Source organism: Paenibacillus cisolokensis (assembly GCF_050481165.1).
In the GTDB taxonomy this organism is placed as follows: domain Bacteria; phylum Bacillota; class Bacilli; order Paenibacillales; family Paenibacillaceae; genus Paenibacillus_AH; species Paenibacillus_AH cisolokensis.
Genome location: NZ_JBCNFP010000017.1, coordinates 93,755 through 114,422 on the forward strand (window position 1 = coordinate 93,755; position 20,668 = coordinate 114,422).

At 57.1% G+C, this 20,668-nt stretch carries 18 protein-coding genes; 1 reads left to right on the forward strand and 17 read right to left on the reverse strand.

What is annotated here, in order from left to right; genetic code table 11:
- Positions 1 to 49 precede the first annotated feature (49 nt).
- Complete coding sequence (locus tag ABEV74_RS03235) at positions 50 to 1,453, reverse strand: polysaccharide deacetylase family protein (RefSeq protein ID WP_430143407.1); 1,404 nt, start codon at positions 1,451 to 1,453, stop codon at positions 50 to 52.
- Positions 1,454 to 1,655: 202 nt separating this feature from the next.
- On the opposite strand from ABEV74_RS03235, the gene ytvI reads away from it, so the two are divergent.
- A complete protein-coding gene (ytvI, locus tag ABEV74_RS03240) occupies positions 1,656 to 2,774 on the forward strand; it encodes a sporulation integral membrane protein YtvI (protein WP_062492023.1) in 1,119 nt (372 codons plus the stop codon).
- A 40-nt stretch (positions 2,775 to 2,814) separates the two neighbouring features.
- On the opposite strand, the gene ABEV74_RS03245 is transcribed toward ytvI, so the two are convergent.
- The 16 genes from ABEV74_RS03245 to cymR form a co-directional block, all read right to left on the reverse strand.
- Positions 2,815 to 4,629, reverse strand: a complete 1,815-nt coding sequence (locus ABEV74_RS03245) for a peptidoglycan D,D-transpeptidase FtsI family protein (RefSeq protein ID WP_430143409.1) — start codon at positions 4,627 to 4,629, stop codon at positions 2,815 to 2,817.
- A 129-nt stretch (positions 4,630 to 4,758) separates the two neighbouring features.
- The gene (locus ABEV74_RS03250; protein ID WP_430143411.1) at positions 4,759 to 5,460 is read right to left on the reverse strand and encodes a SurA N-terminal domain-containing protein; all 702 of its coding nucleotides are present in this window, start codon (positions 5,458 to 5,460) and stop codon (positions 4,759 to 4,761) included.
- Positions 5,461 to 6,761: 1,301 nt separating this feature from the next.
- Positions 6,762 to 8,921 (reverse strand): methyl-accepting chemotaxis protein, encoded by a 2,160-nt coding sequence (locus ABEV74_RS03255; protein ID WP_430143412.1) that lies wholly within the window; start codon positions 8,919 to 8,921, stop codon positions 6,762 to 6,764.
- A gap of 228 nt (positions 8,922 to 9,149) precedes the next feature.
- A complete protein-coding gene (locus tag ABEV74_RS03260; protein ID WP_430143414.1) occupies positions 9,150 to 10,397 on the reverse strand; it encodes a peptidase U32 family protein in 1,248 nt (415 codons plus the stop codon).
- Positions 10,398 to 10,423: 26 nt separating this feature from the next.
- Complete coding sequence (locus ABEV74_RS03265; protein WP_062492012.1) at positions 10,424 to 11,353, reverse strand: peptidase U32 family protein; 930 nt, start codon at positions 11,351 to 11,353, stop codon at positions 10,424 to 10,426.
- Positions 11,343 to 12,485 carry an endolytic transglycosylase MltG gene (gene mltG / locus ABEV74_RS03270; RefSeq protein ID WP_430143415.1) on the reverse strand — a complete coding sequence of 381 codons (1,143 nt, stop codon included), beginning with the start codon at positions 12,483 to 12,485 and terminating at the stop codon, positions 11,343 to 11,345. Before mltG ends, ABEV74_RS03265 begins: the two co-directional genes overlap by 11 nt.
- Positions 12,486 to 12,577: 92 nt before the next feature.
- A complete protein-coding gene (locus ABEV74_RS03275) occupies positions 12,578 to 12,880 on the reverse strand; it encodes a DUF1292 domain-containing protein (RefSeq protein ID WP_213528966.1) in 303 nt (100 codons plus the stop codon).
- Complete coding sequence (locus tag ABEV74_RS03280; protein WP_062492009.1) at positions 12,877 to 13,182, reverse strand: DUF1292 domain-containing protein; 306 nt, start codon at positions 13,180 to 13,182, stop codon at positions 12,877 to 12,879. Before ABEV74_RS03280 ends, ABEV74_RS03275 begins: the two co-directional genes overlap by 4 nt.
- Positions 13,183 to 13,190: 8 nt before the next feature.
- Positions 13,191 to 13,607 carry a Holliday junction resolvase RuvX gene (ruvX, locus tag ABEV74_RS03285; RefSeq protein ID WP_062492007.1) on the reverse strand — a complete coding sequence of 139 codons (417 nt, stop codon included), beginning with the start codon at positions 13,605 to 13,607 and terminating at the stop codon, positions 13,191 to 13,193.
- Between the two features lie 22 nt (positions 13,608 to 13,629).
- The gene (locus ABEV74_RS03290) at positions 13,630 to 13,890 is read right to left on the reverse strand and encodes an IreB family regulatory phosphoprotein (protein ID WP_062492005.1); all 261 of its coding nucleotides are present in this window, start codon (positions 13,888 to 13,890) and stop codon (positions 13,630 to 13,632) included.
- Positions 13,891 to 13,944: 54 nt separating this feature from the next.
- The gene (gene alaS / locus ABEV74_RS03295; RefSeq protein WP_430143417.1) at positions 13,945 to 16,578 is read right to left on the reverse strand and encodes an alanine--tRNA ligase; all 2,634 of its coding nucleotides are present in this window, start codon (positions 16,576 to 16,578) and stop codon (positions 13,945 to 13,947) included.
- Between the two features lie 398 nt (positions 16,579 to 16,976).
- On the reverse strand, positions 16,977 to 18,047 hold the full coding sequence (locus tag ABEV74_RS03300; protein WP_430143418.1) for an AI-2E family transporter: 1,071 nt from the start codon (positions 18,045 to 18,047) through the stop codon (positions 16,977 to 16,979).
- A 151-nt stretch (positions 18,048 to 18,198) separates the two neighbouring features.
- Positions 18,199 to 18,396 (reverse strand): hypothetical protein, encoded by a 198-nt coding sequence (locus ABEV74_RS03305; RefSeq protein ID WP_062491997.1) that lies wholly within the window; start codon positions 18,394 to 18,396, stop codon positions 18,199 to 18,201.
- A gap of 3 nt (positions 18,397 to 18,399) precedes the next feature.
- Positions 18,400 to 18,948, reverse strand: coding sequence for a PRC-barrel domain-containing protein (locus ABEV74_RS03310; RefSeq protein ID WP_213528968.1), 549 nt, complete (start codon positions 18,946 to 18,948; stop codon positions 18,400 to 18,402).
- The gene (locus ABEV74_RS03315; RefSeq protein ID WP_430143420.1) at positions 18,945 to 20,123 is read right to left on the reverse strand and encodes a cysteine desulfurase family protein; all 1,179 of its coding nucleotides are present in this window, start codon (positions 20,121 to 20,123) and stop codon (positions 18,945 to 18,947) included. The genes ABEV74_RS03310 and ABEV74_RS03315 overlap by 4 nt, the downstream gene beginning before the upstream one ends.
- A 25-nt stretch (positions 20,124 to 20,148) precedes the next feature.
- The gene (gene cymR, locus ABEV74_RS03320; protein WP_062491992.1) at positions 20,149 to 20,568 is read right to left on the reverse strand and encodes a cysteine metabolism transcriptional regulator CymR; all 420 of its coding nucleotides are present in this window, start codon (positions 20,566 to 20,568) and stop codon (positions 20,149 to 20,151) included.
- Between the last annotated feature and the right edge of the window lie 100 nt (positions 20,569 to 20,668).

Sequence of the window (20,668 nt, forward strand, 5' to 3'; positions counted from 1 at the left end):
TCGAGAGACGCAGTTAAAGGTTTCGGCCGAATAAGGAGGGCTGCTCATCTCAGATGGCCGACGGCGAATTGACGACGGTCGGCGCATCTCCCATCGCTTCATCCGAAGCTTGCAGCTTGTCGGGAGCGGCCTGCGTGTTCGCCGAGGAGTCCCCTCCGCGTTCGCGGCCGGTCATCTGTCTAACCCGGTCCATCGTCATGACGAGCATGTGCGGATTGATCGCTTCGCTGCCCCGTTCTTTCTTCCGGTTTCCTTTCTTCTTCGGGGTCAGTACGCGCATCAGCAGCCGGAGATAGAGGCGCGTCATGCGATCAAACCATCCTTTCTCCAGCTTGACGATCTGAAACCCGAACCGGTCCGCCCCCCGGTGAATCATCGTCACGCCGACCATCGCACGGGCGTTTTCGGCTTCGGGATCGGCGGCGATTTGCGACAGCAGCTGCGGAATGGCCTTTTCCATTTCGCGCAGCAGCCGGATCGCCGTATGCACCGGCGGACCGCCATGCGATGCGATATTTTGCAGCATCCGGTTGTCAAAGTGGATCTCGACAATCGTATCGCCTTTCTTCAATTGCCGACCTTCTCCCATATCGACATGCTGTCCGGCGTAGGTCCGCACCCGGTAATGGAAAGTCGGATTTTCCCCGCCGACGGGCTTCAGCCGGAACACGGCGTGGAACGCCTTCTCGTACAGCAGCCAGAGCGCGACGATGAGCCGCTTGAACGGCCCCAATTCCCTCGCCTTATTCTCGTCCGTAAGACGGATCATTTCATCGATCGCGACAAAGCGGTAGCCTCGCCGCGTGCCTTCCTCCAAATACCGCTCCAGCGCAATCAGCATATTTTGCGGCGCGTCGGCATCCGCTCCGAACGTATGCCCGCAGTCGTGCAGCAGCAGCACCTCGCCGGGCGCCAGCTTGCGCATCATCCGCTTCGTCAGCCTGTCCGCGCCAAGCCGGATGCGCCAATCGCCAAACATCGCCGACCATAAAATAATTTGCAAATAGCCGAGATTGGAAAAATCGAACAGATTGACGATGCCCCACGGCGGCCGGTAATAGGCCGGGCGTTCTCCCGTCGCCTTCTTGACGATTTCGGAGGTGCGGTGAATTTGCTTTCTGACGGATTTGGGACGCATCAGCCAATTCGTTTTATGAACGTAATTATGAATGCCGATTATGTGCCCTTCCCGATGCATCCGCTCAAGAATTTCCGGATTCTGTTCGGCGTGAACGCCGACGACGAAGAACGTCGCTTTGGCGTTGTATCGCTTCAGCAGATCGAGCAATCGCGGCGTGTAAACGGGGTCGGGTCCGTCGTCGAAAGTCAGCGCGATTTCGCGTTCGACCCGCCCTTTCTTGAAAACGCGAAAACCGAACGTGCGGCTGACCAATCCCGGGAGAAAAGCGTAGAACGTCAATATGTAGAATCCCCACAACAGTAAATTCTCCATTGTCTTTTCCCCACCATATCGTATCGATTGCGAAGTCCGCCTGTCACGGCGGATCGCATGCATCACCATACAATTGTAACATACAGCCGTTAAAAACGGGAGAATTCGAGCATGAAAAGTCGACAAGCCTATAGGCATCGTCTTATAACTATAGTACAATCAATATTAATTTATGTTATATCTGTCAAAAAGGAGTACATCGATGCTCAATTTCTACCAGAAATATTGGCGGACCGCCTTCGACATTGCGCTGATTGCGCTCACGGTCTTTTTGATCATGTTCGTCTTCAGTTATTTGTACAAAATCGCGGCGCCTGTCTTTCTCTCCTTTCTGATCTACCTGTTTATCGAGCCGCCCGCACGGTGGCTCGCCAAGCTCGGACTTAGCAAAAGCATTGCGGCAGGCATATCGGTTCTGTTGTTTACGATCGTCATTCTCGGCCTGTTTTTCGGAGCCGGATATATGGTCGTCAGCCAGATTAACGGCCTCGTTGCCAACTTGCCCGAATATCAGCGGTTTCTGAGCGAGCAAATCGCGAGCAATTCCGCTTATCTGCAGGAGAAGCTCGGAACGCTCCCGCCCGAGGCGCTGAATCAGATCAATGACTTCCTCGACCAGGCGACCAAATGGGGACAAAACGTGGCAACCGATTTTCTTCATCGGCTGGGAGGCTATCTGTCGTCCGTATCGACGTTCGTGTTCAACTTTGCGCTCGGCATCGTGCTCGCCTACTTTCTCAGCATCGAGATCAACAGCTGGAAGAAGCTGGCCAGCGAAAAGACGCCGCGCACGTTCAAAAACGCGTTTTTCTTTTTGCGGGACAACGTGTTTCGCGGTATCGGCGCGTACCTGAAGGCGCAGTTCAAGCTGATCAGCATTACGTTCATCGTCGTCTTCGCCGCGCTCATGCTGCTTGGCGTCAAAAATGCGCTGTCGATTTCGCTGCTTGCCGCGGTTTTCGATATTTTGCCTCTGCTTGGCGTCGGGACGATCTTCGTGCCGTGGATCATCTATCTGTTCATCGTCGGCGACGTTTCGCTCGCCATCTGGCTGACGGCGCTGCTCCTCGTCGTCGTGCTGACGCGGCAAATTCTGGAGCCGAAAATTACCGGCGATACGCTCGGCGTATCGGCTTTCACGATGCTCGTCATTATGGTCGTCTCGCTGTCGCTGTTCGGCGTAGCCGGTGTCATTCTGTCGCCGATTCTGACGATACTGCTCAAGGCGCTGTACGACCAGGGCTACCTGCGGCGCTGGATCCGGCTGCCGCAGGGCGAATACGATACCGTCCAGCAGGAACCGCCGCCGAACGCGAACTGAAACGGCGGCAGGCCGGGAAGGCATCCCGCGAAGCTTCGCTTTAGCGGGACGCCTTCCCGGCCTTTTCGTGCGCGGCGATGACATCCATCACGCCGCGGAACAAGGCGGTCGCCCGATTGGCCGAATCGGGCGGCCGATTCGCCGCGAGCACGGCGACAGCGTAGCGCGGCGATTGAACCGGGCCGTAGCCCGCAAACCATTGATGGTTGCGGGCTGCGGCCGCGCTTGTCTCGGCGGTGCCGGATTTGCCGGCCACCGCCCAAGCGCCTTCGCGGATCGACTGCCCGGTGCCCCGGGCGACGACCGCTTCCATGCCGCGCAGCAGCGCCCCGGTTACGGCCGGCGATACCCGGCCGTAACGGGAAGCGCCTTCGCGCGGCGCAAGCGCGGCCATCCGCTGGCCGTTGGCATAGCGGATCTCCGATACGAGGCGCGGCTCCATGACGCGCCCGCCGTTCAGCAGCGTGACGACCAGATTCGCCGCCTGCAGCGGCGTCACCCGCACGTCACGCTGACCGATCCCCGTCTGGACGAGCAATCCGCCGTCCCGGACGGAAGGGACTCGCCCGCCCGCAAATACCGTTCCCGCCTCCTCTTCCTCCAGCAGCCGCAGCGCCCCCAGCGGGCCGGACGCTTCTTCCCGGCTCCAGCCGATCTGGCGGCCGATGCCCAGTCTGTCGGCCGTTTGGTTGATTTGGGCGGCCGTCAGCCGCTCGGCCAGCGTCGCAAATACGATGTTGCACGACTGGGCCAGCCCCTCCCGCAGCGTCAGCAGGCCATGTCCGCCGGGCTTCCAGCAGGACAGGCCGTATTTCCCGTACTCCCCGTCGCATTCGAACTGCTCGTGATTTTCGTCCGCGACGCCGTATTCAAGCGCCGCCGCCGCCGTCACCAGCTTGAATACGGAGCCGGGCTCGACCGCGCGAATCGCGTGATTGGCCAGCTCCGGTCCGGCCGGATCATCCAGCCGCCAAGGATCGAACGACGGGCGCGACACCATCGCCAGCACATCCGCACTGGCGGCGTCCAGCACGACGATCGCCCCTTCGCGCAGGCCGTTCGCATCGGCGTACGCCTCGAGCGCGTTCTGCAGCTTCAGGTCCAGCGTCGTGACGACGCGCAGCGGATAATACGGATTGTCCGATTGCGACACTCTTATCCCGAGCCCCCGCAGCGGCCGATCCGTCCCGTCGATGAAATACGATACCGACGTTGCGCCCGTGCCCCGCAGCAGCCGGTCGAGCGACCGCTCCAGCCCGCCGCCGCCGACCGTATCCGTCAGTTTCACTGTCCCTTTGGCCAGCTCTTTCGCGTAAACTTCCCGCACGAGCTCGGGATGCTGGCTAATATAACCGATCGCATGCTTGGCCGGGAACGAAGCCGGATACCGGTTCCGGTAAGGAAGCACCCGCACGCCGCCCAGCGTCAGCCCGGACAGCCGGCGAATCTGCTCCTCGCTTAGCGGATAAGGCACTTCCTCTCCTTCCCGACGCCAGAACTTCGCTTCCCGCAATCCGTCAAGCTCGCGCCGCAGAGCGGCCGGCTCCACCCCCAGGATATCGGCCAGGACGGCCATGTCCCGCTCATTCCCGCGCGCAGCAGGACGTATCGGGAAAAGCGCGAGCGCCTGATACGTCTCGCCCGTGATCGCCCTGCCGTACCGGTCGACGAAATCGCCCCGGCCCGTGTCGAGCACAAGCCTGCGCTGATGCTGCGCGACGGCCCCTCGCTTCCAGTCTTCGGCCGCCCGGATGCCGGCCGCGGGAGAAACCAGCTGCAGCCAGGCAAGCCGCACGACGCTGCCGAACAGCAGCAATGCCAGCAGCAGCGCCGCCAGCCCCATTCTTCTTTTCACGTCAAATCCCCTCGTCAATCGCACGCGACCGACTTTCCCCAATTCCCGTCCGTTTCCCGCTCCTGAAACGCAAAATTCCGATAATGTCCATTATCGCCAAATCGTAAACGGCTTATTACTTTCCGCCGCCTAGATAAATTCCCCCACCGGAACCGGCAGAGGAATGAGGGAAGCTACCGCAAGGCAGCGGTATTTATTTTCAGCTTGTTTTTTGAGCTGGCCAAAAGTTCCATTTTGGAACTCATTCAAGTTCGTGATGCCGTTAATTTTACCTTCGGCTATATGGCTAGCCAGTTTTGCGATCAACAGCGATTCTTCATAATGATTTCGCACCAGATCGCTGTTCCAAAAATCGTCTTCGGTCATTCCGGTAATCCGAATCCGATTTTTCATAAGTTCTTTTACGAAATCACTGTCCGAATCGGCATTTTTCAAGGATTCCCGCTCGAATCGGACAACCTCGTCGATTTCTTGCGGCGATACTTTAAAACCCAGCTTTTTGGCATATTGAACCGCCAGTTCTTTCTTTATCATTTCGTCAATAATCTGACTGTCGGTCAACATCGGCCCTTTTTGCAGGCTGTGAATCACTTCCAGGTTCTTCTTGTAGAAAATGAAACGTTCGGCATCAATCCGGATTCCTTCGCCTTCAACCAATAGAGGTGCGTCCGTTTTGGCCTTTTGCTCGTTCAAGCTTGCTTGTATGGCGTCGAAGCCGGCCTTAATTTTGTCTGCAAGAGATGGCGAAACAGAGGATTGGGAATAAATAACAGACGCGCTCCCTACCAATACTCCCAGTCCGATCATGATTGGCAGGAATTTCTTCTTCATTGAACCCTCCCCTTTTTTATCGCCCTATGTAAACCTGTCTTTGACGCCACGGCCGTCAAAACAAGGAAGCAAGGTTTGGCTTAACGACTCCGTCGTTTGCGATACGAACAAAATACGACGAATCAAGGGTAGATCGATCGCATGACGAATTCGATCGCATGACGAATTCGATCTCTTGGCGAACTCAATCGCATGGCGAACTCAATCGCATGGCGAACTCAATCGCATGGCGATCGCATGGCAAACTCAATCGCATTGACTAACGACCGTTAATTAGGACAAATTTCAGGAATTTTCGAAAAATTTAACGGACGACAGATAGCGGACGAAGACCGCAATTTAATGAATTATACGTCGGGTCCGGGTTTTGGTTTCGGCCGGGCGGGCAAAAGATCATTAGGGAAAGCCGGCGCTGACGGCCGCCGAGGCTTGCAAGCAAGAAAAACGGCTCCGTCGTCAGATAACGATATGGTTTCGCGATAAATGCTTAAACAAGGATGGCGGCCAGGCTCTATTCGCCCTCGCCTACCCGACCATTGGGCGACTAATTGCGAAGCTCCAGGACCTTTATTCGCTCACGCCGCCCCCGCCGGGCGCCTCACTGCGAAGCTCCAGAACCATATTCGCTCGCTCCACCCCCGCTGTAAACTGCCACCAGTCCCGAAATGGCTTGCTTTACTCCGGCTCCGCGGCAACTGGCATACGGAAGATGAGACAATAGAGGAAAATGCTGCAAAAGTGCAGTATTTTCTGGCGTAAAATAACCAAAATGCGAAAATTACTGCGATTATGCAGTTTTTTGGACCCGATCAAGCCAAACAAACGATAATTTCCCAAAATTACTGTATTTTTGCAGGATTTTGCACCAAAGTCATCTTTTCAGGCCAAAGTTCCTGTATTTTTGCAGCTTTTTCGTCAAGGCAATCGGCCGGGAGACGAGGGTGTTAAAGGCGGGGCGCACCGACCAACGGGCGACGATTTGACGGAAGGCTCGGACGGCCTCCGGGGCGTATAGCAAAGACGGAGCGCACCGACGGACGGGCGACGATTTGACGGAAGGCTCGGACGGCCTCCGGGGCGTATAGCAAAGACGGAGCGCACCGACAGACGGGCGACGATTTGACGGAAGGCGCGGACGGCCACCGGGGCGTATAGCAAAGACGGAGCGCACCGACCAACGGGAGACGATTTGACGGAAGGCAAGGACGGCCTCCGGGGCTTGCAAGCAAAAAAAAGCGGCCGCCATAGCGGCAGCCGCCTGTCGTTCCGCGTCCGCAAGGACCGGGCGAAATTGCACTCGCTTATATTGAAAACTTGGACAGCGATTCCTTGAGCTGACGCGACGCGTTCTCCAGCTTGTCGGACAGCTTCACGAGCTCTTCGCTCACATGGAGCTGCTCGTTGCCGAGCGAAGCGACCTCTTCCGATGTGGCGGACGATTGCTGCGCGACGGCGCTCACGTTGCTCATCGCTTCGGACAGCACCGATTGCGACTGATCGAGCTCGCCGATCGATTCGGTCACCGAATGCAGGCTGTGCACGAACAGATTCATCTGACCTTGCACCGTATGGAAAATTTGGCTTGTCTCTTTAACCGACTCGATCTGCTGCTGGAAGATCGGGTAAGCGTCCGACAGCGCGGTAACCGTCTCGTCGATTTCGTGTTGAATCGTCTCCGTCATCTGCGCCACGACATCGATCGACTGCCGAGACTGGTCGGCCAGCTTTCGAATCTCGTCCGCTACGACCATGAACCCCTTGCCCGCCGCTCCTGCGCGGGCCGCTTCGATCGTGGCGTTCAGCGACAAAATGTTCGTTTGCTTCGTAATGTTGTTCAATACGTCCAATATTTTGCGGATCGAACGGGTGCTTTCTTTCAACCGGTCCACTTTCTCGACCATGTTGCGGGTCATTTCTTCCGCTGCTCCCGTCTTCTCGATCAGCATGCTCATATGCGTCGTTCCGCGTTCGCTCGCTTGCTCGACCTCGCCGGCCGCCGCGCTCATCTGCGTTTTGGCGTCCAGCACCCGTTTCATCTGGGTGTTGATGTTCAGCGTCAGGTCCGTGCCTCTTTCCGCTTCCATCGCCAGACTTGTCGCGCCTCCGGCAATTTCTTCCGTGGCCACCGCAATTTCTTTGGCGGCGAGCGCCGTTTTCTTCGACGCTTCCGAAAGCTCGCCGGCCGTATGAAGCACATCCTGGGCCGTCACGTTCGTTTGCTGCACGAGCTCCGTAATTTTCTCCATCATCTGATTGAAGCTTTGCGAAAGCTGGCCGATTTCGTCTTTTCGTTTCAATTTCGAACGGACGGACAAATTGCCTCTCTCGCCTTCGTTCATCAGGTTCCGGATATTCGAAAGGGGAACCGCCACCGTATAAAGCACGAAAATCCCGATGCCGGCCGCCAGCACCGCTGCCAATATGGAAACGATGACCGTCACATTGCGGATATAGCCGGCGCTCTTCACCAGCTCGGCGACCGGAATCGTTCCGAGAAGCCGCCAGCCGGGCGATTCCAGCGTCTGATAGATAGCCAGCACCTTCCCGCCGGCGCTCGTCGCCTCCAGCGTACCGGAAGCTTTCGCATTCTCTCCGACAGGAAGCTGAACGTCGGATGGCTGGCCGATCAGCGTCTCGTCGGCATTCGTCAAATAGTTGTTGTTCTGGTCGAGCAACACGATGCGCGATCCGTTGCCGAGATGAACATTTTCAAATTGATTTTGGAATTCCTTCAGGCTGATTTCGAGAACAAACACATACTGGGCATCGTTGTTCAGCGTATTTTTCAGCAGACGCGCCACGCCGAATGTCGCCGATCCGCTGCCGCCGAGCGATTTCGGCTGCGTCGGAATCCATACCGTACGCCCGTTCTGCTCCAGCGCAGCCTTGTACCAGTCCGTGTTTGTGACCGATTCCCACGAAAGCGACGAGCTTCCCAGTATGCCCTGATCGCCCGCTTGCTTGATCGGTATCAAATAGCTCCCTTGCACGCCCCGGTTGCTCATCGTAAAGCTTTGCAGCCGTTCGTTCAGGGAGCGGCTGGCCTCGAACCGCTCGTACTGCGATATCCCGGTTTTGCTATACTGCGCAATCCGCTCTTGAATGACGCTGTCGACGATAACCTGCATGGTCAGCTCTTCGTAGTTTTTGATCATCAGGTCAAGCTTCTCGGCCGTCTGCTGAATCGTCTGATAACCCGATTGCTTCGCCTGCGATTCGATCGTCGACTTCGAAATAGAATAAGACAGCAACCCGACAATAAGAACGCATGCCAGAATGCTGGTGAAAATGACAAGAAACAGCCGGGTCCCTACCGATTTGGCCGGATTGAAGGACAGCGCTCCCTTCAAATCGGCAATTCGGAACATTCCGATCCGCTTCTTTGCCTTCTCCCCGATCTGCTGCGAAGTATTGCCCTTGTCGACCGGCTTGTCGGTTTTGGGCGACTTGCTTCTTTTCATGTACAGACACCACCCGTTTCTTATGCATAATAACCGGTCGGAGGGATAGTTCCTCCTCCCATTGTAGCCTCAACATTTTATATATCGGTATCGGGGAGGCAAAACATAAGACCAACGGGCAAAAAATGAAGCAGAAACTCGTCTTAAAGACCTATGTATGTTTTGAGAGACCTGTAAATAAGACAAAAGACCCGGGATCCAAGTACCCAGGTCTTGTCGTCATTATGATCAGATGCGCTTGCGCATCATGTCCATCGGCTTCACCGGTCTGTCCGTACGAATGCGGAGCCGCTGCAGCGGATGGCGGGCGGCGTCCAGCCGCTCCCCTTCCTCGCTGAAAATTTCGCCGATCGTCTGCTTGAAGAACGTCCCGCCCGGACCGAAAAATTCGACTTCCTGTCCCGGACGGAAATGATTGCGCTGCTGAACGATTGCAGTGCCGGTCGCGCTGTCGTAATCGAGCACGACGCCGGCAAAATCGTACGGCGCCTTTTTCTCTTCCGGCTCGTAAATATGGGCTTCCGCGCCGGGCTCGTCCAGGAAGAAGCCCGTATTGAGCGGCCGGTTGGCGGCCTTGTCGATCTCTTCCCGCCATTCCGGCTTCAGCTTATAGCCTTCCGGATCGGCGAAATAGGCGTCAATGGCTTGCCGGTATGCGTTCACGACCGAAGCGACATAATGGACGCTCTTCATCCGCCCTTCGATCTTGAAGCTGTCGATGCCGAGCTCGATCAATTGCGGCAAATGCTCGATCATGCACAGATCTTTCGATCCCATCGTGAAAGCATCCCCCGCTTCTTCGAGCGCCGGCGCTCCCTCCCGCTGCAGCTCGTACTTCCAGCGGCAAGACTGGCAGCATCCGCCCCGGTTCGAATCCCGGTCCGTAAAATGGTTCGACAATACGCATCTGCCGGAATAGGACGAGCACATCGCGCCGTGAACGAACACTTCGAGTTCGATATCGACATGGGCCTTGATTTCCGCAATATCTTCGAAGCTCGTTTCCCGGGCCAGCACGACCCGCGGCAGCCCCTGCTCTTTCCAAAATTGCACGGCCCGCCAGTTCATCGTCGATTGCTGGGTGGACAGATGCACTTCCAGTTCCGGCGTCAGCCGCTGCGCCGTCTCGATGACGACCGGATCGGCGGCGATAATGGCGGCGACTCCGACATCGCGCAGCCCGCACAAATATTCGCCCAGCCCCTCGATATCCTCGTTATGCGCATAAATATTGGTGGCCACGAACACTTTTGCGCCGTAGCGGCGGGCAAATTCGACGCCCTCCCTCATCTCCTCGAGGCTGAAGTTGTCGGCATTGGAACGCAAGCCGTATTTTTGCCCGCCGATATAGACGGCGTCCGCGCCGTAGTGGACAGCAAACTTCAGTTTCTCCAGACTGCCCGCGGGTGCGAGCAGTTCGGGTTTGTCGAGCCGATGCCGCTTGCCCTTCGGCAGCGGCTTCGTCATCGTTGTCACTCGTCAGGCACTTCCTTTCGCTTGCTTCAATACACTTGTTCCTTGTAAAAAAAGCCGAAGCTCAATTCCCGTCCGGGCGGCTGAACCGCCCGAATCGCATCCAGCCATTCTTCCCGGAACACGTATTCGTCCGGATTCGCGGCGTACGCGTCGATGGCGGCCCGGTAGCTCCGGACGACCGTCTCATTATAGGCGACGGATTTCATCAAACCTTCGATCCGCAAGCTGTCTATGCCGGCTGCCAGCAGTTCGTGCAAATCCTCGATCATGCAAATGTCGTCGGCGCTCATCATATGCGTGCCGTTGGCGTCCTCGTAGATCGGATACATCTCGCCGGCCCGCTCTTCTTCGGTCAGGTATAGGCCGGCGTCGGCCGAGACCGGCACCGCCCGGTGCGCGCCGCGATGATCCAGATAGCTGCCGACGAGTTCGCGCCGGGAATGATAAATATTGGTCATGCCGTGCACCTGGACCTGAACTTCAAGCGAGGTCCGGGCCTTCAATTCCTTCACCTGCTCCAGATTGAGCTCCCGGGCCAGGACGACACGGGTCGCCCCGAACCGGCCCCAATAGTTCGCCGACGCGTAATTGGTCGACGTCATCTCCGCATTCCAATGAAGCTTCAGATGCGGAGCTTCGGAACGGACCGCCATCAGCACCGCCGGATCGCCGAACACGACGGCGTCCGCGCCCGTCTCGGCTACGCCCCGGATATAAGCGGGCAGCTCCTCCGCTCTGCGATTGTCCATAATATTGTTGACGACGGCATAAATTTTGGCCCCGTGCGCATGGGCGAGCCGCACCGCTTCCGCCATGGCCGGCAGCCCGAATTCGCCCGGAAGTCTGAGCCCGTACCGGGATTCCCCGATGGCGAACGCGTCCGCTCCTGCCGCCAGCAGCACCTTCATCTCTTCAAGCGACGAAGCCGTCGCGAGCAATTCCGGTTTATTGCGCACCTTCTCCCCCTCCATTCCGCTTCGCCGTCCGGTTGCTTTCCTCGATGTTGCGCTCATGCTCCTCGAACGTGCGGGCGAACAGATGCTCCCCGCTTCCGTCCTTCTTGGTCACATAGAACAAGTAATCGGATTTCGCCGGGTACAGCGCGGCTTCGATCGAAGCGAGGCTCGGACTGGCGATCGGGCCCGGCGGCAGTCCTTCGTACTTATACGTGTTGTACGGATCGTCAATTTCCAGATCTTTGTACAGCAGCCGCTCCTTCTGTTCCCCGAGCGCGTATTGAACCGTCGCATCGATCTGCAGCAGCATCCCTTTTGCCAGCCGGTTGTAAATGACGCCGGCGACGAGCGCCCGCTCCTCGTCGACGACGACTTCCCGTTCGACAAGCGATGCGACCGTCATCAGCTGATGAAAATTCAGCCCCCGTGCGGCCATTTTCTCTTTCCATCCTTCGGGAAGCTCGTTCAGCTTGCGCTCCAGTTCGCTCACCATCCGAACGATCATATCGTTCAGCGTACTGTCCTTCGGAAACTCGTACGTTTCCGGGAACAGATAGCCCTCGAGCCGATAACGCAGCTTCCCGTCTTTGGGAATGGACTGCAGCACGGACGAATCCGCCGGCAGTTTAGGATCATCGACCAGACGGAGAAACTCTTCTTTATCGGCCAATTTCTCCTTGTCCAGCTTCTCGGCCATTTGCAAGATCGAATAGCCTTCCGGCACCGTGAACCGTATCGTCTCCGGCTTCACTGTCTCTCCCGCATTCAGCTTCGCGACTATCTCATCGTTCGTCATGCCGGGATGCAATTCGTATATGCCGGCCTGGAACTTGTTTCCTTCATCCTTGTAGCGCAAATAATATTTAAACAGGAATGAATTTCGAATGATTCCTTGTTGCTCCATCATGTCGGCCACCTGGAAGGCGGTCATTCCGCGTTCAATCTCCACCCGCTTCGCTTCGCCTTCCGGCGCCGGCCGCAAGCCGTTCCAGACATACAGGGCCACCGCTCCGCAGCCGGCCAGCAGAAGCAAAATGATGACAACGATTACCCAGAATGTGATTCGTCCCTTCTTCGGTCCGAGAGACGTATCGGACGAGTATCCGTCCGTCCCTTTCATCGGCCTGTCCAACGCACTTTCCTCCGTTTCCGCAAGCGAAGGGCGGTATCAACCGCCCTTCGCGCCTCGATGGATATATAGCTGCGACAGCTTCGACATGCTGATCAGGAACGTTCGGTTTCCTGGAACAACAGATCGTCGTACGCCTCGGCAGCGGCCTCCCATTCCTCGTCGTCCTCGATGCTTTCAAGCTCCGGCTCCTCGCCGTCGACCACGACGCGGAACATCTCAACCTCGTTCTCCTTGCGCATGGCGGGAGACTGCAGGGCGGCATAGACTTGCCCGCCGAGTTCGAATTCCGCCATAATCCGGTACGATTCGGGCTGACCGCCCTCCGACAGCAGTTCTACTTCTTCGCCGTATTTGCTTGCAAGCAGACGGACCCGGACCGGCTGTATTCCGTTCATCCGTTATCATCTTCCAGTTCGCTAAGGAGCGTATTGAACGTTTCTTCGACCATATTCCATTCTTCTTCGTCTTCGATCGTATAGAGCTTCAGGTCGTCGCCGTCCTCTTCGTAGCGGAACGCGTAAACCTCGTCCTCTTCGGCGTCCTCGTCGCCGTCTCCGATCGGCACGACCATCATATATTTCTTGTCGGAACCGTCGACTTCGAACTTCATGATGACCTCGAATTCTTCCTCGTTGCCGTCTTCATCCGGAATATAAATAATTTCCGGCTCATCAAACTGCATGTCGTCCTTTGTCATCGTTACCCTCACCTTTTCGTTTTAGAATCGAGAAAATTTTGCAAAATGAGCGCCGCGGCCATTTTGTCCACGACCCGCTTTCTTTTCTTTCGGCTGATGTCCGCTTCGAGCAGCGTTCGTTCGGCCGCCACGGTGGTCAGCCTTTCATCCCACAGGTGAACAGGTAATTTTAGTTTTTGCCGGAGCTGTTCCGCAAATGCGATGCAAATTTCGCCACGAGGACCGACGGTGCCATTCATATTCTTCGGCAAACCGACGACAACTTCCCCAATTTCGTGCTCTCTGACCAGCTCGGCGATCCGCTCGAATTCGCTTCCGTCCCGACGCCGTTCCACAACCGTGACACCTTGCGCGGTCCAGCCGAACGCGTCGCTGACGGCAACGCCGATATTCCGGTCACCGTAGTCCAGTCCCATCCATTTCATGCCTGACTCCGTTTCCCGCCGCCTACCGATGCCGGCTTAAATAGGAACGGACCAACTCCTCGATCAGTTCGTCCCGTTCTTTTTTGCGAATCAAGCTTCTGGCGTTGTTGTGCCGTGGAATATACGCCGGATCACCGGAGAGCAGATAACCGACGATCTGGTTGATCGGGTTGTATTCCTTCTCCAGGAGCGCATCATATACTTTCAGCAAAATTTCCTGCGAAGAAATTTCGATTCCTTCCGCTTTCACGTCAAACTTCATCGTTTTATCCATGGAACTCATCGCCAGCACCTCGCTTTCCTCAATCGGCAGGTTTCAAAAGGTTCTTATTTTCTACTATATCACATTTGCCTGCTTTAGAACCAGTTCTTCGGCAAGTTTCAGCGCTTCTTCCAGTTTGGACGCATCCTTGCCTCCGGCCTGCGCCATATCCGGCCGTCCGCCTCCTCCGCCGCCGCAGCGCGCGGCCGCTTCCTTGATCAGCTTGCCGGCATGAAAGCCTTTCTGCACGAGATCGGGCGAGACGGCGGCGACGAGTTGAACCTTGTCGTCCTGAACCGCGCCAAGGATAATGACCGCCGAACCGAGCTTCGCCTTGAGCTCGTCGGCGATGCTCCGGAGCGCGTCCATGCTCGGCGCCGAGACGCGGGCGGCCAGCACCGTGACGTCGCCGGCCCGCTTCGCTTTCGACTCGAGCGAGCCGGCCTCGATATGGCTCAGCTTCGCCTGAAGCGATTCGTTCTCGCGCGCCAGCTCTTTCGTCTGGGCGAACAGCGCCTCGATCCGCTTCGGCACGTCCGCCGGATTCGATTTCAGCAGCGCCGCAGACTGCTTCAGCAGGTCAAGCTGGCTTTCCACATAAGCATAGGCGTGACGTCCGGTTACCGCTTCGATGCGGCGCACGCCGGAACCGATGCCGCTCTCCGCCACCAGCTTGAACAGGCCGATCTGGGACGTGTTCGTCACGTGGCAGCCGCCGCACAGCTCCAGACTGTAATCGCCGACCCGGACGACGCGGACGATATCGCCGTATTTTTCGCCGAACAGCGCCATCGCGCCCATCGCCTTCGCTTCCGCGAGCGGTTTGCTCGAAATCTCCACTTCGGTTCCGAGCCAGATCTGGCGGTTGACGCGGCGCTCGATCTCCGCCATTTCTTCCGCGGTGACCGCGCCGAAGTGGGAGAAGTCAAACCGCAGACGTTCCGGCTCGACGAGCGAACCCGCCTGGTTGACGTGCTCTCCGAGCACTTCTTTGAGCGCCTTGTGCAGCAGATGGGTCGCCGTATGATTTTTTACAATATCCGCGCGCAGTTCTTCCGCGACGGCCGCCCGTACGACATCGCCCTTGCGGATCGTGCCGGATACGACGACCGCCCGGTGAACGGGCTGGCCGTGGGGCGCCTTCGTGACGTCCTCAACGTTCAGTTCGAAGCCTTCGCCCGCAATCGTTCCCTTGTCTCCGACCTGTCCGCCGCTTTCCGCATAAAACGGCGTCCGGTCCAGCAGCACCAGCACCCGGCTGCCGGGTCCCGCGATGTCGACCATGCTGTCGTCCTTGACGATGGCCGTCACTCTGGCTTCAGTTACCAACTCATTATAACCAACGAACTCGCTTTTAACCGTGAAATCGGCGAGCGGACCGCCCTGCGTATTCATGCCGCCGGTCTCCGTCCGGGCATCGCGCGCGCGCTTGCGCTGCTCTTCCATCGCCGCCTCGAACCCTTCGCGGTCGACCGTCAGCCCGTGCTCGCCCGCATAGTCTTCGGTCAAGTCGAGCGGGAAGCCGTACGTGTCGTACAGCCGGAACGCGTCTTCGCCGCCGATAACCTTCCGGCCTTCGGCTTTCGCGTCCGCGACGAGACCTGCGAGCAGGCCGAGCCCGTCCGACAGCGTGCGATGGAACTGCTCTTCTTCCATCCGGATGACGCGCTCGATGAACGCCCGCTTCTCGACCACTTCCGGATAGTAGACGCCCATAATGCCGCCGACCGTCTCCACCAGCTCGTACAGGAACGGGCGGTCGATGCCGAGCTTCTTGCCGTAGCGGACGGCGCGCCGCAGCAGCCGCCGGATTACGTAACCGCGACCTTCGTTGCTCGGCAGGACGCCGTCGCCGACGGCGAACGTGACTGTCCGGATATGGTCGGCGATCACCTTCAGCGCCACATCGGCATCCGCGTCTTCCTTGTAGGTTACGCCCGCTATTTTACACGTCCGCTCGATGATCGGCAGGAACAGGTCGGTGTCGAAGTTGGAATCCACCCCCTGCAATATCGAGGCAAACCGCTCCAGGCCGGCGCCGGTGTCGATGTTTTTGTTCGGAAGCGGCGTGTAGCTGCCGTCCTTGTTATGGTTGAACTGCGAAAATACGAGGTTCCACACTTCCAGGAAACGCTCGTTCTCCCCGCCCGGATAGCATTCCGGGTCGGACAGGTCGCCGTATTGGTCGCCGCGGTCGTAAAAAATTTCCGTACAAGGTCCGCAAGGACCTTCGCCGATATCCCAGAAGTTGTCTTCCAGCTTGATAATGCGTTCGTCCGGCAGACCGATCATATTGCGCCAATAGTCGTAAGCTTCCTCGTCTTCCGGATAGACCGTTACCGAGAGGCGTTCCGGATCGAAACCGATCCAGCGGGGCGACGTCAGAAACTCCCAGGCCCATTCGATTGCTTCTTTCTTGAAATAATCGCCGATCGAGAAGTTGCCGAGCATCTCGAAAAACGTATGGTGGCGGCGCGTTTTGCCTACATTTTCGATATCGTTCGTGCGAATGCATTTTTGCGAGTTGGCAATGCGCGGATTGGCGGGAATTTCCCGGCCGTCAAAATATACTTTAAGCGGTGCCATGCCGGCATTGATCCACAGCAACGACGGATCGTTGTTCGGCACAAGCGATGCGCTCGGTTCGATCGCATGGCCTTTGCTTGCAAAAAATTCGAGCCATTTGGAACGGATTTCGCTGGCTTTCATGGAATGACGCCTCCAATCAGAATGTTATCGTTCGTGTCCTGCGCCCGATCTGACGTTCGGACACAAAAAAACGCCCACTGAATACTCAGGGACGAATGATCGCGGTACCACCCTGGTTATCGCCCTGCGGCCGGACGCTGACTTGGCTCCTGACCGGCGGCGATCGCCTCAATCGGACGGTAACGGGTCCAACCGGTGAAGTTCGTTCACGCTCCGAAATGAGCTTTCCGCCATTCTTCGTCACAGGCGTTATCGCAGCCGCGCAAGCCGGACTCCCGAACATGCGCGTAACGCCCTCTCTGGCTGACGGGCTATGGCGTACTTCCAATTCGTCATCGCTCTCATCGTATGGAACATACATAGATATTCAAGATTATAGGGGATACTGCGGCCTGCTGTCAAACCATGCTCCGTCTGACATAATAGGCGAAAATGTGCTGGAAAATCACCTTCAGGGCGGCGAAGATCGGAACGGCCAGAATCATGCCGACGATGCCGGCGATTTCCCCGCCGACGAGCAGCGCGAATATAATCGTCAGCGGATGCATATGAAGCGTCCGCCCTACCACCTGCGGCGAGACGACGTTTCCTTCGAGAATTTGGCATACCGTATTGACGACGACGACGAGCAGCACCATTTTGACCGACAAGGTCGAAGCCACGATCAGCGCCGGAGCGGCGCCGAAGAACGGTCCCAAATACGGAATGATGTTGGTGATCGCGACGATGCCGGCAAGCAGCAGCGCATACGGCATGCCGATGAGCAGGTAGCCGATATAGGCCAGCGTCCCGACGATGACGCAGACGAAAAACTGGCCCCGAATATAACTGCCGAGCGCGCTGTCGATATCTTTCAGCAGCCGGACGGCGCCTTTCCGGTGGCTCTTCGGCACAAACGCGATGACCGTCCGTTCGAACACTTCGAAATCCTTCAAAATATAAAAAGCGAGAAACGGGATAATGAAGGCGATGAACAGCGCGTTCAGCATCGCGCCGATATTGTTGACGAAATCGAATATGGCCGCCGACAGCCGCTTCTCCATCTGGTAAAGCGAATTGTTGATGCCCGTCCGCACGCTTTCCGGCAGCAGCGAGCTGTTGTTCAGGTCGCTGACGATGTCCTGCGCGCGTACGGTCAACTCCGGCACATGGCGGTTCAATTCCTCCAGCTGCTCCAGCACCATCGGGATAAGGTTGACCAGCACTACCGCGATGGCAAATCCGAAAACGGCGTAGATGAGCAGCACCGCAATCGTGCGCGGCATTTTCCGATCGTTCAGCATGCTGACGATCGGATTCAGAACGTAAGAGATGATCATCGCGATCAGAAAAGGGGCCAGCACCGCCTTCAGAAAGTTGTATACGTTCACGATAAGCGGCTTGAGCTGCAGCAACAAATAAAGGGCGGCAAGGCCCAAAATAACGTATACCAGGCCGGCAAACAGCCGGCTGTTCGTAAAACGTTCCATACTACCGTACCCCCGCATTCCGGCAGCTGTCGAAGCGTCAGGCCGCTGACGGTCGGCCGCTTCGCGCCGGAGTCATTGCTCCGTTCAGTATATGTACATGCAGGGCAATTCATCCTGTCACATAAAAAGACGGCCCTTAAGGCCGTCTTCGTCAGTTCGCATGAATTTGCGGCATATCCTCTTCAAAGAACAGATCGTCCAACGAGCTCAGCGTGCCGTCCTCTTCCACCTGGTAGACGGACATCTTGTCCCCGTTGACGGTCAGTTCGATGAAGCAGCCCCAGCAATAGAACTGATGGGAACCGATTTTCCCGATGTCTTTCGAATTGCAGTTGGGACATCTCATCATCTTTCATTTCTCCCTAATAACCGAATCGGAAGAAGCGACCGGTTCCAGCTCCGTTTCGCTAATGGCCGGCACGATGATCGCATCTTCCCCCAGAAGGATAACGTCGGAATCGGCGGGCGCACGAAACCATTTGCGCCCTTCCATCACGTCCGAAATAAATCCGTCTGTCAATTCATAACCTACTATCTGTGTACCCTGAAACGGATAAAAATAAACGTCCGACAATCTGCCCAGCTGTTGACCGTGAACCGTCATAACGGGCAAATCGCGCAGTTTAACGCATCCGCTTTGGAAGAAAGACCTTCCGATCTCCGCAGCCTTCAACTTGCGAACCGAATCTCCTTCGGCAATAAGAACGGCATCTTCGCCGCAGGTCAGCACGTGGTTCCATTCCACAACGCGTACGCCGCCGGACAACCGCCAGCCCGTCTCCAGAATGAGACCTCTGAGCCGCCAATGTTCGTCGAACCATGCGTCCTTCACTTTCCCGACTTTTTTGCCGGTGTGGATGACGAGAACAGGAAGACCGATAAGCTGTTGAAGTTTGATCACGGGCCTGAATGAGCCTCCTGGTCGGTAGTACGAGCCCGGCGCAAAATCGTTTCAATTTTTTGCGCGGCCAGCTCGATCTCCTCCATAGTATTGCCCAATCCGAAGCTGAATCTTACAGCGGATTCCAGCCGCCAGCGGGGGAGGTTCATCGCTTTCAGCACATGCGACCGCTCAAGCGATCCCGATGTGCAGGCCGAACCGCTCGATGCCGCGACGCCCGCCAAATCCAAATTCATGAGCAGCGTCTCGGTATCGAGTCCGGCGAAGCTGATATTTGCGATATGAGGCAGACGATGGAGCGGATTGCCATTGACGGCGATGCGGTCTTCACCCGCAATCGCTGCCAGTCTCTCTATCCATGTAGAACGAAGCTTGTCCAAAAATAGTTTCTTCGTTTCCCGTTCGTTCACACAACGTTCAAATGCACGGGCAAAACCGGCGATCGCGGCGACGTTCTCCGTGCCCGGTCTCCGTTTTCGCTCCTGATTGCCGCCGTGCAGCAGCGGCTCGAACGGCGTGCCGCGGGCGATATAGAGCGCGCCGACGCCTTGCGGGCCGTTGATTTTATGGGCGGAGAAGCTCATCAGATCGACAGGCAGCCGGCCAAGATCGATCGGCTCGGTTCCGAGCGACTGCACCGCGTCGACATGGAACGGGACGCCGGCCGCCCGCGTCAGCTCGCCGATTTCCTCAATCGGCTGGATCGTGCCGACTTCATTGTTGCCGTGCATAATCGTCACGACGGCGGTATCCGGCGTGAGCGCCTCGCGCACGTCATCGACCGAAACCCGCCCCGTTTCGTCGACCGGCAGCCGCGTAACCCGAAATCCTTCCTGCTCAAGCGCGTCGCAAGTATGGAGCACCGCATGATGCTCGACCGCCGACGTAATAATGTGGGTCTTGCCCTGCTTGCGGCGGGCTCTTGCCGTTCCGGCGATGCCGGCATTGTCGCTTTCGGTGCCGCCGGACGTGAACATCAGCTCGCCCGGTTCGCATCCGAGGCCTTCGGCGATCAGATCGCGCGCCCGGTTGATCCGCTGCCGGGCCGCCCGGCCAAAGGCGTGCATGCTGGATGCGTTGCCGACCGTCTCCCGCATAACTTCCAGCATCGTCTCGGCAACATCGGGATGCAGCGGCGACGAAGCGGCGTGATCGAAATAATGTCTGTCGTTCATTGCATTCATCCTATCGGTTCGTTTCCTAGATGTAGAACATGTAGCTGTCCGGCTGTCCTTCGTCTTTATAGGAGACAAGATCGGCCAGCGTCGTCGAGTCGAGCACGTTGGCAATGCTGTCGCGAATGCGCAGCCACAGATCGCGTTTGGCCGGATCGTCTTCTTCGGTAAAATCGACCGGCGAGATCGGCCCTTCCAGAATGCGGATCACATCGCCCGCCGTAATCGATTCGGGTTCTCTCGACAAAACGTAGCCTCCGTAGGCGCCCCGGATGCTTTTTACCAAACCCGCGTTGCGCAGCGGCGCGACGAGCTGTTCCAGATAGTGCTCGGACAACTGGTTACGTTCGGCAATACTTTTTAATGAAGTCGGCCCTTCGCCGAATTTGGCCGCCAACTCCATCATAATAGTCAGACCGTAGCGGCCTTTCGTCGAAATTTTCAATGTAATGGACACCTCTTTCCAAACTTACAGCAGTTTTTCGTCTATGTCTATATGAAAAACAACGCCATCTAATCCATGGTATTCCCAGTTCGAATATATG